Below are 15,558 nucleotides of genomic sequence, written 5' to 3'. Positions count from 1 at the left end.
AGTGGATTATTTCACAGGTTTTGTGGATTGCATGGGATTCGCATCCTTGCTTACAAAGTCGAATAAGAATACAATCTATGGCCGATTTTTGACCCTGAGCTTATGCTATTTTGCGTTTCTAAGGGTGTTCGGAAATGCAGAGTATGATGTGGGAATTATGCCCGTCAATTAATGTGCTCTAAGCTCAGGCCGTATTGAGTAACGGAAAAACCGATGACAACAAATACTGAAAACCAGAACAATTCTCTGGATATCGTGAAGTGGGGTTTAGTGATTGTATTACTAGCCGCTGCTGTTATTGGCAATCAAATGTATAGCGAAGCCAGTGCCGTAATACGTGCGCTTAGTGTTATCGTTGCATTCGCTATTGCTGGTTTTATTGCGCTTCAGACTGTAAAAGGTAAAAAAGCGTTAGCTTTTGCCCGTGAAGCGCATATCGAAGTGCGCAAGGTTGTATGGCCGACGCGTCAAGAAGCACTAAACACCACTTTTATTGTCCTTGCAGCAACAGGTATCTTAGCTCTTATCCTTTGGGGTATGGATGCTGTGTTAATGCGAATTGTCAATTTTATCACTGGCGTATAGGCACCTCGAATGACTGAAGCTAAAGAAGCTAAAAAAAGATGGTATGTAGTGCAGGCATTCTCAGGCTATGAAGGCCGAGTTTGTAAGTCACTGATTGAATACATTAAGATGCACGGCATGGAAGAATACTTCGGCGAAGTATTGGTCCCGACTGAAGAAGTCGTTGAAATGCGTGCAGGTCAGCGTCGTAAGAGCGAACGTAAGTTTTTCCCTGGCTATGTGTTAGTCCAGATGGAAATGAACGATGACAGCTGGCATTTAGTCAAAAGCATCCCGCGTGTTTTAGGCTTTATTGGCGGAACCTCTGATCGTCCTGCCCCAATTTCCGATAAAGAAGCGGATGCAATTCTGCGTCGCTTACAAGAAACGACAGCGACACCGACTCATAGAACTATCTTCGAGCCTGGTGAAGTGGTGCGTGTGTGTGATGGTCCATTTGCTGACTTCAACGGTACCGTTGAGGAAGTGGATTATGACAAGAGCCGCGTAAAAGTATCAGTAATGATCTTTGGTCGTTCTACGCCAGTTGAACTTGACTTTAGTCAAGTTGAAAAAGGCTGATTAAATAAAATACAAAATCCGTTTGGCAACGGGGGCGAGTTTCTATATAATCCGTCCCCGTTGTTTTCGGGGGAGCACGTCAGCATGTCGCTGATGCGCGTTTGAACCCAAACTGAGGAAATGTCAGATGGCAAAGAAGATTGATGCTTATATTAAGCTACAAGTAAAATCAGGTTCTGCGAACCCGTCACCACCAGTTGGTCCAGCTTTGGGTCAAAAAGGTGTGAACATCATGGAATTCTGTAAAGCGTTTAACGCCCGTACAGAAAAAATGGAAAAAGGCATGCCTATTCCTGTCGTGATCACTGTATACAGTGACCGTTCATTCACTTTTGAAACTAAGACTTCTCCAGCGTCTTACTTACTGAAGACTGCTGCAGGCCTGAAATCAGGTTCTCCACGTCCAAACACTCAGAAAGTGGGTACTATCGCACGCGCTAAAGTTCAAGAAATTGCTGAACTTAAAGCTGCCGATATGACTGGTGCTGACATTGAAGCGATGACTCGCTCAATCGAAGGTACTGCGCGTTCAATGGGTTTGGTTGTAGAGGATTAATATAATGGCAAAGTTAACTAAACGCATGCGCGTAATTCGCGAAAAAGTTGACGGTACTAAAAGCTACGATATCAACGAAGCTGTTGCTCTGTTAAAAGAATTAGCAACTGCAAAATTCGTTGAAAGTGTAGACGTAGCAGTTAACCTGGGTATCGACCCACGTAAATCTGACCAAAACGTTCGTGGTGCAACAGTGTTGCCACACGGTACTGGTCGTGACGTTCGCGTTGCAGTATTTACACAAGGTGCAAATGCTGAAGCGGCAAAAGCTGCTGGTGCTGAGCTAGTTGGTATGGATGATCTGGCTGAGCAAATCAAAGCCGGTGAAATGAACTTCGACGTGGTTATCGCATCTCCAGATGCAATGCGCGTTGTTGGTATGTTAGGTCAAATCTTAGGCCCACGTGGTTTAATGCCTAACCCTAAAACAGGTACAGTAACACCAAACGTTGCTGAAGCTGTTAAGAATGCCAAGGCTGGTCAAGTTCGTTACCGTAACGACAAGAACGGTATTATCCACACTACTATCGGTAAAGTGGATTTCACACCAGTTCAATTGAAAGAAAACTTGGAAGCGTTGATCTCTGCACTGAAAAAGGCTAAGCCTGCAGTTGCTAAAGGTGTATACGTGAAAAAGGTTAGCATCTCTACCACTATGGGTGCAGGTGTTGCAGTTGATCAAGCTACGCTTGAGACAACCATATAATTTTACAAGGTGAGCGTATTAATCTATAATGCGCGCACTTTGTGGGTTGAAGCCTGTTTTATCGCCGTTTAATTGGTTGTAACTCAGGTTTCCGTCCAAGACCGCAGGTGTTTTTTGTAAAAATAACTTAATTTCCTGCGTAGACGGTGTCAGGCCCCAGCTAAATTTTTTTACTGGATAATCTGCACCGTAAGTCACTAAATACATAAGTATTTAGTATGGTAAATACTAGGGAATACCCTAGGTAGAATCCAGGAGTAAAGCCAATGGCATTAAGACTCGAAGACAAAAAAGCGATTGTTGCTGAAGTCAACGAAGCTGCCAAAGGTGCGCTATCTGCAGTTGCCGCTGATTCTCGCGGTGTGACTGTAGGTGCTATGACCGGTCTGCGTAAAAAAGCTCGCGAAGCTGGTGTATATGTACGTGTAGTACGTAACACATTGGCTCGTCGTGCTGTTGAAGGTACAGCTTTTGAGTGCCTAGCAGAAACGTTCACTGGCCCAACTTTGATTGCTTTTTCTTTAGAGCACCCAGGTGCCGCAGCACGTCTGTTAAAAGACTTTGCTAAAGAACAAGCTAACTTCGAAGTTAAAGGTGCAGCCTTTGAAGGGAATTTCATCCCTGCAGCTGAAATTGATCGTTTGGCGAAACTGCCAACATACGAAGAAGCACTAGCTCAGTTAATGATGACTATGAAAGAAGCATCTGCTGGCAAGTTCGTTCGTACACTGGCCGCCCTGCGCGATCAAAAACAAGAAGCCGCTTAATTTCAAGCTGGCTGCTTAATAAAATTGAATTCAGAACAATAGGAAACATTTGTTATGTCTATCACTAAAGACCAAATCTTAGAAGCCTTTGCAGCTATGTCTGTAATGGAAGTTGTTGAACTGATCGAAGCAATGGAAGAGAAGTTCGGCGTTTCTGCCGCTGCTGCTGTTGTTTCTGGTGGCGCTGAAGCTGCTGTTGTTGAAGAACAAACAGAATTCAACGTAATCCTGACTGCTCACGGCGACAACAAAGTTGCTGTTATTAAAGCAATCCGTGGCGCAACAGGTTTAGGCCTGAAAGAAGCTAAAGCTATGTCTGAAGCTGCTCCAGTAGCAGTTAAAGAAGGCGTTTCTAAAGAAGAAGCTGAAGCTCTGAAGAAAGAACTTACTGAAGCTGGTGCTTCTGTAGAAATCAAGTAAGCTATTATTTAGCTTGCTCACCCAAGCCACTTGGGTGGAGGCTGGCGGTTTTTTAACCGTCGGCCTTTTTTGCGCTATATGCGCTGGCGATTTTTTTTCACCGTTTGTCGCCAAATTTTGCAGTCCCTAGCAGAGATTACTGGTTAGGTTCTTGCCATCAACGGTGATGGGCAAACGTGCTGAATTTAATAGCATAAGTTATTTATTCAGTCTTGGTCACATCTCGTAAGCAGAGGAAACCCATGGTTTACTCCTATTCTGAAAAGAAGCGTATTCGCAAAGACTTTGGTAAGCGTCCAAAAGTTTTGGATATCCCTTATTTATTGTCTATCCAGCTAGACTCTTTTAAGAAGTTCACCGATCAAGATCCTACCGGTGAGCGCGGTTTAGAAGCCGCCTTCCGTAGCGTTTTTCCCATCAAGAGCTTTTCTGGTAATTCAGAACTGCAATACGTCAGCTATAAGCTTGGCGAGCCTGTTTTTGATGTGAAAGAGTGTCAGATCCGTGGTGTTACGTACTCAGCACCACTACGCGTTAAATTACGCATGGTGTTGTATGACCGTGAAGCAGCGGCGGGCACAGTAAAAGATATTAAAGAACAAGAAGTCTACATGGGTGATATCCCATTGATGACGGATAACGGTACTTTTGTTATCAACGGTACTGAGCGTGTAATCGTATCTCAATTACACCGTTCTCCAGGCGTGTTCTTTGATCATGACCGTGGTAAAACCCACTCATCAGGTAAGGTGCTGTATAACGCACGTATTATTCCTTACCGTGGTTCATGGCTTGACTTTGAATTCGATCCTAAAGATGCACTATTTGTGCGTATTGACCGTCGCCGCAAACTGCCTGCGACCATCATGTTACGTGCATTAGAATATTCTACTCAAGAGATCCTCGATCTGTTCTTCGAACGCGTTGAGTTCAAGATCAAGAAAGATACTCTGGTTATGGCTTTGGTTCCTGAGCGTCTGCGTGGCGAAACTGCCAGCTATGACATCAAGGATGCTGAAGGTTCTGTATTGGTTGAAGCCGGTCGTCGTATCACTGCGCGCCACATTCGCCAATTAGAAAAAACCAATACCACTGAGCTCGAAGTGCCAGTTGAATATATCGTGGGCAAATATGCTGCTCAGGATTATATCGATCCGGATACAGGTGAAGTTTTAGTCTCTGCCAACAGTGAAATTAGCCTAGAAGATCTGGCTAAATTATCATTGGCCGGTATTAAAGAACTCAGCACCTTGTATATCAACGAGCTAGATCATGGTGCTTATATTTCAGATACGCTGCGTATCGATTCAACCACTAACCGCTTAGAAGCACTGGTTGAAATCTATCGTATGATGCGTCCTGGCGAGCCACCAACCAAAGATGCTGCCGAAGCACTATTCCAGAACTTGTTCTTCAGTGAAGAGCGTTATGACCTGTCTAAAGTCGGTCGTATGAAGTTCAACCGTCGTCTCAGCATTCCTGATGACGAAGGTAGCGGTGTATTGTCTAAAGAAGACATCGTCGCGGTAATGAAGAACATCATTCATATCCGTAACGGTTTCGACGAAGTCGATGATATCGATCACTTAGGCAACCGTCGTATTCGTAGCGTCGGTGAAATGGCTGAAAACCAATTCCGCGTAGGTTTAGTCCGTGTTGAGCGCGCCGTGCGTGAACGTCTATCTTTAGGCGATCTGAACGAGCTGATGCCACAAGACTTGATTAACGCTAAGCCAATTTCTGCTGCAGTGAAAGAGTTCTTCGGTTCTTCTCAGCTGTCACAATTCATGGACCAAAACAACCCGCTGTCAGAAGTAACGCATAAGCGTCGTATTTCTGCTCTTGGCCCCGGTGGTTTGACTCGTGAACGTGCAGGCTTCGAAGTCCGCGACGTACATCCAACGCATTATGGTCGTTTATGTCCAATTGAGACCCCTGAAGGTCCAAACATTGGTCTAATCAACTCATTAGCAAGCTTTGCCCGTACTAACTCATACGGCTTCCTAGAAACGCCATACCGCAAGGTTATCGACGGCGTGATTACTGACGAAGTGGAATACTTGTCAGCAATCGAAGAAGGTCGTTATGTGATCGCACAGGCGAACATTGAAGTTGACGCGAACGGTCGTATGGCAGAAGAGCAAATTGCTTGTCGTCATAAAGGTGAATCTACCTTTATGCGCGCTGCTGACATCCAGTATATGGACGTTTCGCCACAGCAGATCATTTCAGTTGCTGCGTCGCTCATCCCGTTCTTAGAACACGATGATGCTAACCGTGCATTGATGGGTGCGAACATGCAACGTCAAGCCGTACCAACACTGCGCTCTGAAAAGCCGCTAGTAGGTACTGGTATTGAACGTACACTAGCTGTTGACTCAGGTGTTGTGGTTGTTGCTAAGCGTGGTGGCTTCATTGACTACGTTGATGCGAGCCGTATCGTTGTTAAAGTAAATGAAGATGAGCTGCGCCCAGGCGAAGCCGGTATCGACATTTATAACCTGACTAAGTACACCCGTTCTAACCAAAACACTTGTATCAACCAACGCCCTTGTTGTGCTGTTGGTGAGCCAGTGGTTCGCGGTGACGTGTTAGCAGACGGTCCGTCTACTGACTTAGGTGACTTAGCCCTTGGCCAGAACATGCGTATCGCGTTCATGCCTTGGAACGGTTACAACTTCGAAGACTCGATCTTAATTTCTGAGCGCGTTGCGCAAGAAGACCGTTTCACCACTATCCACATTCAGGAGCTGTCTTGTATCGCTCGTGATACTAAGTTGGGTAGCGAAGAAATCACAGCTGATATTCCAAACGTTGGTGAGTCTGCTCTGTCGAAACTCGACGAGTCAGGTATCGTTTACATTGGTGCAGAAGTGAAGGGTGGCGATATTCTGGTTGGTAAAGTGACGCCAAAAGGCGAAACACAGCTGACGCCAGAAGAGAAGCTACTCCGTGCTATCTTCGGTGAGAAAGCGTCTGACGTTAAAGACAGTTCACTGCGTGTTCCTAACTCTGTTAAGGGCACTATCATCGACGTTCAGGTATTTACCCGTGACGGCGTTGAAAAAGACAAGCGTGCAGTTGAAATCGAAGAGATGCACATTGCCCAAGCTCGTAAAGACTTAGGCGAAGAGTTCAAGATCCTTGAAGAAGGTGTATTGAGCCGTGCACGTAACCTGTTAATCGGTGCTGGTTTCACTGAAGCGCAAATTGCTGCCTTGCCACGTAAAGATGTGTTGATTCAAGTCATTGACGATGAAGCAAAACAAACTGAACTTGAGCAATTAGCTGAACAGCATGAAGAGCTGAAAGCTGACTTCGATAAGAAGTTTGAAATCAAACGTCGCAAGATCACCCAAGGTGATGACTTGGCTCCAGGCGTACTGAAGATCGTTAAGGTTTACTTAGCGGTTAAGCGTACTATCCAACCTGGTGACAAGATGGCGGGTCGTCACGGTAACAAGGGTGTTATCTCTAAGATTTGCCCAATCGAAGACATGCCGTATGACGAACAAGGTAACCCAGTAGACATCGTATTGAACCCGCTAGGTGTTCCATCACGTATGAACATTGGTCAGGTACTTGAAGTCCATATGGGCGCCGCTGCCAAAGGTATTGGTAACAAGATCACTGCGATGCTTGAAGAACAGCGCGAGCTGGCTGAAGTTCGTGGCTACATCAAGCAAGTTTATGAATTAGGTGACGAAGTGCAACAGCGCGTCGATATCGATTCATTCACTGATGATGAAGTATTACGTCTTGCGACTAACCTGAAAGGCGGTATCCCGATTGCAACTCCAGCATTCGACGGTGCTAAAGAGAAAGAGATCAAGCAGATGCTTGAACTTGCAGGTTTGCCAACCTCTGGTCAGTTGAAGTTGTTTGATGGTCGTACCGGTAACGAATTTGAGCGTCAAGTAACTGTTGGTTACATGTACATGCTCAAACTGAACCACTTAGTTGATGACAAGATGCACGCCCGTTCTACCGGTTCGTACAGCTTAGTGACTCAACAACCACTGGGCGGTAAAGCTCAGTTCGGTGGTCAGCGTTTCGGTGAGATGGAAGTGTGGGCACTAGAAGCATACGGTGCCGCTTATACGCTTCAAGAAATGCTCACTGTTAAATCGGATGACGTTAACGGTCGTACTCAGATGTATAAAAACATCGTCGACGGTAACCATCAGATGCAACCTGGCATGCCAGAGTCCTTCAACGTGTTACTGAAGGAGATCCGTTCACTCGGTATTAATATCGAGTTGGATCAGGCATAAGCGCAGGCCTTTAGCCGCGTTTGGCAAACAGAATGGTGCTCCGTGCGAGCGGAGCACCCGGTTTAACTCCTTCAGGAGAGAAACGTGAAAGACTTATTAAAGTTTCTGAAACAGCAAAGCAAGACTGAAGAATTTAACGGCATCAAAATTGGTCTGGCATCGCCTGATCTGATCCGTTCTTGGTCTTTTGGTGAAGTTAAGAAGCCAGAAACCATCAACTACCGTACCTTCAAGCCTGAGCGTGAAGGTCTGTTCTGTGCGCGTATCTTTGGCCCAGTCAAAGATTACGAATGTTTGTGCGGTAAGTACAAACGTTTGAAGCACCGTGGTGTTATTTGTGAAAAGTGTGGCGTTGAAGTAACCCAAACTAAAGTACGTCGTGAGCGTATGGGTCACATCGAACTGGCTAGCCCAGTTGCGCACATTTGGTTCTTAAAATCACTACCGTCACGTATTGGCTTAATGCTGGATATGACGCTACGTGATATCGAACGCGTACTGTATTTTGAATCATTTGTCGTGATCGAGCCTGGCATGACCAGCCTTGAACGTGGCCAAATGCTGACAGAAGAAACTTATCTAGATGCATTAGAAGAATACGGTGATGAGTTCGAAGCTAAAATGGGTGCCGAAGCAGTACTTGAACTGTTACGTGCTATCGATTTAGCGAAAGAAATCGAACAAATGCGTGAAGAATTGCCTTCAATCAACTCTGAGACTCGTCGCAAGAAAGTGACTAAACGTCTTAAGTTGATGGAAGCATTCTACACTTCAGGCAACAAGCCTGAGTGGATGATCTTAAAAGTACTGCCTGTGTTACCACCTGACTTACGTCCGTTGGTACCGCTCGATGGCGGCCGCTTCGCGACTTCAGATCTTAACGACCTGTATCGCCGCGTGATCAACCGTAACAACCGTTTGAAGCGTCTGTTAGATTTAGCTGCGCCAGACATTATCGTACGCAACGAAAAGCGTATGTTACAAGAGTCTGTTGATGCGCTATTAGATAACGGTCGTCGTGGTCGTGCTATTACCGGTTCTAACAAGCGTCCTCTGAAATCTTTGGCTGATATGATCAAAGGTAAGCAAGGTCGTTTCCGTCAGAACTTGTTGGGTAAGCGCGTTGACTATTCTGGTCGTTCGGTCATTACCGTAGGTCCTACTCTACGTCTGCACCAATGTGGTCTTCCTAAGAAGATGGCACTGGAACTGTTCAAGCCATTCATCTATGGCAAGCTAGAAGGTCGTGGCTTAGCGACTACCATCAAAGCGGCTAAGAAGATGGTTGAGCGTGAAGTGGCGGAAGTTTGGGACGTTCTGGATGAAGTGATCCGCGAACATCCAGTGATGCTCAACCGTGCACCAACACTGCACAGACTGGGTATCCAAGCGTTCGAACCAGTACTGATTGAAGGTAAAGCAATCCAGTTACACCCACTCGTTTGTGCGGCATACAACGCCGACTTCGACGGTGACCAAATGGCGGTACACGTACCGTTAACACTGGAAGCGCAGCTTGAAGCCCGTGCCCTGATGATGTCTACCAACAACATCCTGTCACCAGCCAACGGCGAGCCTGTTATCACCCCGTCTCAAGACGTGGTATTGGGTCTGTACTACACCAGCCGTGAGCGTATTAACGGCCGTGGTGAAGGTATGTACTTTATGTCTGTTGCTGAAGTTGAAAAAGCTTACGCAACTGGCGCTGCTGAATTGCATGCCCGCGTTAAAGTGCGTATCACTGAAACCATTATTGGTGACGCAGGTGAACGTACCGAACAACGCCGTATCGTAGATACGACTGTGGGTCGTGCTCTGCTGTCATTGATTCTGCCAGCAGGTTTGTCATTTGATCTGGTTAACCAGAACATGGGCAAAAAGCAGATCTCTAAACTGTTGAACACCTGTTATCGTCAACTGGGTCTGAAAGATACTGTTATCTTCGCTGACCAATTGATGTATACCGGTTTCCGTTTTGCAACCATCTCTGGTGCCTCTGTTGGTATCGATGACATGGTTATTCCAGACGAGAAATACACCTTAGTTGCTGATGCAGAAGCGGAAGTTCTTGAAATTCAAGAGCAGTTCCAATCTGGTCTAGTTACAGCTGGTGAGCGTTACAACAAAGTTATCGATATCTGGGCAAGTGCCAACGAAAAAGTTTCTAAAGCTATGATGGAAAACCTGTCAACTGAGACAGTGATTAACCGTGATGGTGTTGAAGAGAAACAAGCCTCGTTTAACAGCATCTATATGATGGCTGACTCAGGTGCTCGTGGTAGTGCCGCACAGATCCGTCAGTTGGCGGGTATGCGTGGTCTGATGGCTAAGCCAGACGGCTCAATCATCGAAACGCCAATTACCGCTAACTTCCGTGAAGGTCTAAACGTACTCCAGTACTTTATTTCTACTCACGGTGCGCGTAAAGGTCTAGCCGATACGGCATTGAAGACAGCGAACTCGGGTTACCTGACTCGTCGTCTTGTAGACGTTGCACAAGATTTAGTGGTTATCGAAGACGATTGTGGTACTCACGAAGGTCTAACCATGAAGCCGCTGATTGAAGGTGGTGATGTGGTTGAGCCGTTACGTGAACGCGTACTGGGTCGTGTGGTTGCGCTTGATGTGTTCTATCCAGGCACTGAAGACGTACTAGCACCACGTAACACGCTACTCGACGAAGCTTGGTGTGACAAGTTAGAAGAATATTCAATCGACGAAGTGATTGTACGTTCTGTTATTTCTTGTGATACCGATTTCGGTGTGTGTGCAGCCTGTTACGGTCGTGACTTGGCTCGTGGTCATATCATTAACCACGGTGAAGCAATCGGTGTTGTGGCAGCACAATCTATCGGTGAACCAGGTACACAGTTAACGATGCGTACGTTCCACATCGGTGGTGCGGCATCAAGAGCGTCTGCAGAAAACAATGTCCAAGTGAAAAACTCGGGTTCATTGAAACTGCATAATGCTAAGCATGTTACTAACAGTGACGGCAAACTGGTTATCGTTTCTCGTTCTTCTGAACTGGCCGTTATTGACGAGCTGGGTCGTGAGAAAGAGCGTTATAAAGTGCCATACGGTACTGTGCTCGAGAAGCTAGAAGAAGCAGCTGTTGAAGCGGGCGATGTTATCGCTAACTGGGATCCACATACTCACCCAATCATTTCTGAAGTGGCGGGTAGTATCAAGTTCGTAGACATGATTGACGGTGTCACTATGACACGTCAAACAGACGAACTAACGGGTCTGTCATCAATCGTGATCCTTGACGTTGGTCAGCGTGGTACTGCGGGTAAAGAAATGCGCCCAATGATCCGTCTGCTTGGCGCTAATGGTGCTGACTTGATGATCCCTGGTACTGAAGTACCAGCACAGTACTTCTTACCTGGTAGTGCGATCGTTAACTTAGAAGATAACGCGCAAATCAACGTGGGTGACGCTTTAGCTCGTATTCCTCAGGAATCGTCTAAAACACGCGACATCACCGGTGGTCTGCCACGCGTTGCTGACTTGTTCGAAGCGCGTAAGCCAAAAGAGCCTGCTATTCTGGCGGAAATCTCTGGTACCATCTCGTTTGGTAAAGAGACCAAAGGTAAGCGTCGTTTGGTGATTACACCTGCTGATGGCGGCGATCATTATGAAGAGATGATCCCTAAGTGGCGTAACTTAAACGTGTTCGAAGGTGAAAAAGTCGAACGTGGTGAAGTTATCGCTGACGGTCCAGAAGCGGCACACGACATTCTGCGTCTTCGTGGCATCCACAACGTAGCAAACTACATTGTGAACGAAGTACAGGACGTTTACCGTCTGCAAGGCGTGAAGATCAACGATAAGCATATCGAAGTGATCATCCGTCAGATGCTGCGTAAGTGTCTTATCACTTCTGCCGGTGACACTGACTTCCTCGAAGGGGAACAAGCTGAAGTGTCACGCGTGAAGATCGCTAACCGCGAACTGATCGCCCAAGGTAAAGTGCCTGCGACCTTCGAACGTGAACTACTGGGTATTACTAAAGCATCTCTGGCAACAGAATCCTTTATCTCAGCAGCATCGTTCCAAGAAACCACGCGCGTACTGACCGAAGCTGCCGTAGGTGGTAAGAGCGATCAATTACGTGGTCTGAAAGAAAACGTTATCGTTGGCCGACTGATCCCAGCTGGTACCGGTTACGCTTATCACAAGACTCGTAATGAAGCGCGTGCGAAGAAAAACGAACCTGTAGTAGTGAATAAGATCACTGCAAGTGAAGCCGAACAGAACTTGGCCGATCTCTTAAACCTGGCTGGTAGCCAAGATTAAGTAATCAGTTTGTTATAAAAAGGCGCCTATGGCGCCTTTTTTCTTGGAATATGCCGCAAAAGTTGGCTATTTCTTGACAGTCAGGCATTACCTTTCTAAAATTCCGCGTCCCACCATTGTGGGATATAGATTTTTCACACCTTATCGTTGAGTTTGATTCAACTGACTCGGAGCTATACATGGCAACTGTAAACCAGTTGGTACGTAAGCCACGCGCGCCAAAAGTCGACAAGACTAATGTGCCTGCGTTGAATGCGTGCCCGCAAAAACGTGGTGTTTGTACACGTGTGTACACAACTACCCCTAAAAAACCAAACTCTGCACTACGTAAAGTAGCTCGTGTGCGTCTAACTAACGGTTTCGAAGTAACTTCGTACATCGGCGGTGAAGGCCACAACCTGCAGGAACATAGCGTGATCTTAATCCGTGGTGGTCGTGTTAAAGACTTACCAGGTGTGCGTTATCACACTATTCGTGGCGCATTAGACTGTGCAGGCGTGACTTCACGTCGCCAAAGCCGTTCTAAATACGGTGCTAAGCGTCCTAAGTCTTAACTTATCCGTTAAGTAAGGCCAAGCTAGTTTTATTTTGAGAATTCCAGTTTTGGAAATCCCTGAAGCATACGGAGAATTGTTATGCCAAGACGTCGCGTTGTAGGACAACGTAAAATCCTACCAGATCCAAAGTTTCACAGTGAGTTGCTGGCTAAGTTCATCAACGTCATTATGCAAGACGGCAAAAAGTCGACTGCAGAAAAAATTATTTACAAGGCACTAGATGTTGTCGCTGAAAAGAAAAGCGAAAACCATTTAGTTATCCTTGAAGCAGCCCTGGACAACGTTCGCCCATCAGTCGAAGTTAAATCTCGTCGCGTTGGTGGTTCTACGTACCAGGTACCATGTGAAGTTCGTCCTGTGCGTCGTAACGCACTGGCGATGCGCTGGTTAGTTGAAGCTGCTCGTAAGCGTGGTGAAAAATCTATGGCTTTACGTCTAGCAGGTGAAATGCTGGATGCGTCTGAAAACAAAGGTACTGCTGTTAAGAAGCGTGAAGACGTGCATCGCATGGCTGAAGCTAACAAAGCCTTTGCTCATTACCGTTGGTAATATGATGGTGTGGGCTTAGGCCCACACCATGTTGTTGATATTGCCAAGACTTAGGTCTTGGTGGAGAGGGTATAATAGTGGCTCGTACAACCCCAATTGAGCGTTATCGTAATATCGGTATTTGTGCTCATGTTGACGCAGGTAAAACCACCACAACAGAACGTGTTCTGTTCTATACCGGTTTGTCTCATAAAATCGGTGAGGTGCATGACGGCGCCGCTACCACAGACTGGATGGTTCAAGAGCAAGAGCGTGGTATCACTATCACCTCGGCTGCGGTAACCACATTCTGGCGTGGTATGGATGCTCAATTCACTGAACACCGCATCAATATCATCGATACCCCTGGTCACGTTGACTTTACTATTGAAGTTGAACGGTCTCTGCGTGTCCTCGACGGCGCTGTTGTCGTTTTCTGTGGTTCATCTGGTGTTGAACCTCAGTCAGAAACAGTGTGGCGTCAAGCTGATAAATACCGCGTTCCACGCTTAGTATTTGTCAACAAAATGGACCGTGCAGGTGCTGACTTTGAACGTGTAGTGAAGCAAATTAGAACTCGTCTTGGAGCCACTTGTGTGCCTATTCAATTGAATATTGGCGCAGAAGAAAACTTCAAAGGTGTGATCGACTTAATTAAGATGAAAGCTATTAACTGGAATGAATCAGACCAGGGTATGACTTTCACTCATGAGGAGATCCCTGCAGAGTTAGCGGCTAAAGCGGCTGAAATGCATGAGTATCTAGTTGAAGTAGCAGCCGAATCTTCGGATGAGCTGATGGATAAGTACCTTGAAGAAGGCACGCTATCAGAAGATGAGATTAAAAAGGCGTTACGTCAGCGTACTATAAATAATGAAATCGTTTTAGCGACTTGTGGTTCTGCATTCAAGAACAAAGGCGTTCAAGCGGTACTTGATGCGGTTATTGAATTCTTGCCTGCGCCAATTGATGTGCCTCCAATCAAGGGCATCGATGAGAACGAGCAAGAAGTAGAACGCCCATCAGATGACAATGCACCTTTCGCTGCATTGGCATTTAAGATTGCTACAGATCCATTCGTAGGAACTTTGACCTTTATTCGCGTGTATTCAGGCGTACTCGAATCAGGTTCGGGCGTTTACAACTCTGTCAAACAGAAGCGTGAACGCGTAGGTCGTATGGTGCAAATGCATGCAAACGATCGCACTGAATTGAAAGAAGTGCGTGCCGGTGATATCGCAGCGGCTATTGGTCTAAAAGAGGTGACTACGGGGGACACGCTTTGTGATAACGATCATAGAGTGATCTTGGAACGTATGGAGTTCCCAGAGCCAGTAATTACCATTGCCGTTGAGCCTAAGTCAAAAGCCGACCAGGATAAAATGGGTATCGCGTTGCAAAAGCTTGCAGCGGAAGATCCATCATTCCGAGTTGAAACTGACGAAGAATCATCACAAACTCTGATTTCGGGTATGGGTGAGTTACACTTAGACATCATCGTTGACCGTATGCGTCGCGAATTTGGTGTTGAATGTAACGTAGGTAAGCCACAAGTGGCCTACCGTGAAACTATCCGAGCGTCAGTAGAAGCTGAAGGTAAATTTGTACGCCAATCAGGTGGTCGTGGACAATTCGGTCACGTTTGGTTAAAACTAGAGCCTAATGAAGAAGGCGCTGGTTACGAATTTGTCAATGCAGTTGTGGGAGGTGTGATTCCTCGTGAATTCATTCCTGCGGTTGATAAAGGTATCCAAGAACAGATGAAGAATGGCGTTCTCGCTGGCTTCCCTGTGTTGGACGTGAAGGTCACTCTATTCGACGGTTCATATCATGATGTGGACTCGAATGAAATGGCGTTCAAAATTGCAGGTTCTATGGGCTTCAAAAAGGGTGCGCTTGAAGCAAACCCTGCGTTGCTCGAACCTTGCATGAAAGTTGAAGTAACTACCCCTGAAAATTATATGGGTGACGTCGTTGGTGATTTAAACCGTCGTCGTGGCTTGATTGAGGGGATGGATGATGGCTTTGGTGGCATCAAAATAGTCCATGCTGTAGTGCCTCTTTCTGAAATGTTTGGTTACGCAACTGATTTGCGCTCTGCTACTCAGGGACGCGCTTCATACTCTATGGAGTTCTTGAAGTACTCTGATGCACCGCAAAACATTGCAAAAGCGATTATTGAATCTCGTAGCTAATATCCAGTTACGACATAAATGTTATTATGGTCCAGCACTGACTGGACTATTCTGAAAAGAAAGGAATATATCGTGGCAAAAGCTAAATTTGAACGTATTAAGCCTCA

Annotated in this window: 11 protein-coding genes; all 11 read left to right on the top strand. The window is 46.1% G+C overall.

Features of this window, described 5'->3' with window-relative positions; genetic code table 11:
- Positions 1-213: 213 nt before the first annotated feature.
- The 11 genes from secE to fusA all read left to right on the top strand — a co-directional run bounded on the left by secE (position 214) and on the right by fusA (position 15,451).
- On the top strand, positions 214-585 hold the full coding sequence (gene secE, locus NE536_RS21290) for a preprotein translocase subunit SecE (RefSeq protein WP_006083613.1): 372 nt from the start codon (positions 214-216) through the stop codon (positions 583-585).
- A 9-nt stretch (positions 586-594) separates the two neighbouring features.
- A complete protein-coding gene (gene nusG, locus NE536_RS21285; RefSeq protein WP_261273948.1) occupies positions 595-1,146 on the top strand; it encodes a transcription termination/antitermination protein NusG in 552 nt (183 codons plus the stop codon).
- 127 nt (positions 1,147-1,273) lie between these two features.
- Positions 1,274-1,702, top strand: coding sequence for a 50S ribosomal protein L11 (gene rplK / locus NE536_RS21280; RefSeq protein ID WP_006083611.1), 429 nt, complete (start codon positions 1,274-1,276; stop codon positions 1,700-1,702).
- Positions 1,703-1,706: 4 nt separating this feature from the next.
- On the top strand, positions 1,707-2,408 hold the full coding sequence (gene rplA / locus NE536_RS21275) for a 50S ribosomal protein L1 (protein WP_106648466.1): 702 nt from the start codon (positions 1,707-1,709) through the stop codon (positions 2,406-2,408).
- A 266-nt stretch (positions 2,409-2,674) separates the two neighbouring features.
- A complete protein-coding gene (gene rplJ, locus NE536_RS21270) occupies positions 2,675-3,175 on the top strand; it encodes a 50S ribosomal protein L10 (RefSeq protein WP_006083609.1) in 501 nt (166 codons plus the stop codon).
- Positions 3,176-3,229: 54 nt separating this feature from the next.
- Positions 3,230-3,595 carry a 50S ribosomal protein L7/L12 gene (rplL, locus tag NE536_RS21265; protein WP_106648464.1) on the top strand — a complete coding sequence of 122 codons (366 nt, stop codon included), beginning with the start codon at positions 3,230-3,232 and terminating at the stop codon, positions 3,593-3,595.
- Between the two features lie 242 nt (positions 3,596-3,837).
- Positions 3,838-7,869: a DNA-directed RNA polymerase subunit beta gene (rpoB, locus tag NE536_RS21260; RefSeq protein ID WP_106648463.1), complete on the top strand. Its 4,032-nt coding sequence runs from the start codon at positions 3,838-3,840 to the stop codon at positions 7,867-7,869.
- A gap of 84 nt (positions 7,870-7,953) precedes the next feature.
- Positions 7,954-12,171, top strand: a complete 4,218-nt coding sequence (rpoC, locus tag NE536_RS21255) for a DNA-directed RNA polymerase subunit beta' (protein WP_261273947.1) — start codon at positions 7,954-7,956, stop codon at positions 12,169-12,171.
- Positions 12,172-12,350: 179 nt separating this feature from the next.
- Positions 12,351-12,725: a 30S ribosomal protein S12 gene (gene rpsL / locus NE536_RS21250; RefSeq protein WP_006083605.1), complete on the top strand. Its 375-nt coding sequence runs from the start codon at positions 12,351-12,353 to the stop codon at positions 12,723-12,725.
- 81 nt (positions 12,726-12,806) lie between these two features.
- Entirely contained in the window at positions 12,807-13,277 is a 471-nt protein-coding gene (rpsG, locus tag NE536_RS21245) for a 30S ribosomal protein S7 (protein ID WP_011787570.1), read from the top strand.
- 77 nt (positions 13,278-13,354) lie between these two features.
- Positions 13,355-15,451 carry an elongation factor G gene (gene fusA / locus NE536_RS21240; RefSeq protein WP_106648461.1) on the top strand — a complete coding sequence of 699 codons (2,097 nt, stop codon included), beginning with the start codon at positions 13,355-13,357 and terminating at the stop codon, positions 15,449-15,451.
- Positions 15,452-15,558: the final 107 nt, after the last annotated feature.

The sequence above is a fragment of the Shewanella septentrionalis genome (genome assembly GCF_025370265.1).
In the GTDB taxonomy this organism is placed as follows: domain Bacteria; phylum Pseudomonadota; class Gammaproteobacteria; order Enterobacterales; family Shewanellaceae; genus Shewanella; species Shewanella hafniensis.
This window is presented reverse-complemented; position numbering and strand designations above follow the sequence as displayed.

Excerpts from the sequence above, each read along its gene's own strand:
- secE (WP_006083613.1), top strand. The coding sequence starts at position 214 with ATGACAACAAATACTGAAAACCAGAACAATTCTCTGGATATCGTGAAG.
- nusG (WP_261273948.1), top strand. The coding sequence starts at position 595 with ATGACTGAAGCTAAAGAAGCTAAAAAAAGATGGTATGTAGTGCAGGCA.
- rplK (WP_006083611.1), top strand. The coding sequence starts at position 1,274 with ATGGCAAAGAAGATTGATGCTTATATTAAGCTACAAGTAAAATCAGGT.
- rplA (WP_106648466.1), top strand. The coding sequence starts at position 1,707 with ATGGCAAAGTTAACTAAACGCATGCGCGTAATTCGCGAAAAAGTTGAC.
- rplJ (WP_006083609.1), top strand. The coding sequence starts at position 2,675 with ATGGCATTAAGACTCGAAGACAAAAAAGCGATTGTTGCTGAAGTCAAC.
- rplL (WP_106648464.1), top strand. The coding sequence starts at position 3,230 with ATGTCTATCACTAAAGACCAAATCTTAGAAGCCTTTGCAGCTATGTCT.
- rpoB (WP_106648463.1), top strand. The coding sequence starts at position 3,838 with ATGGTTTACTCCTATTCTGAAAAGAAGCGTATTCGCAAAGACTTTGGT.
- rpsL (WP_006083605.1), top strand. The coding sequence starts at position 12,351 with ATGGCAACTGTAAACCAGTTGGTACGTAAGCCACGCGCGCCAAAAGTC.
- rpsG (WP_011787570.1), top strand. The coding sequence starts at position 12,807 with ATGCCAAGACGTCGCGTTGTAGGACAACGTAAAATCCTACCAGATCCA.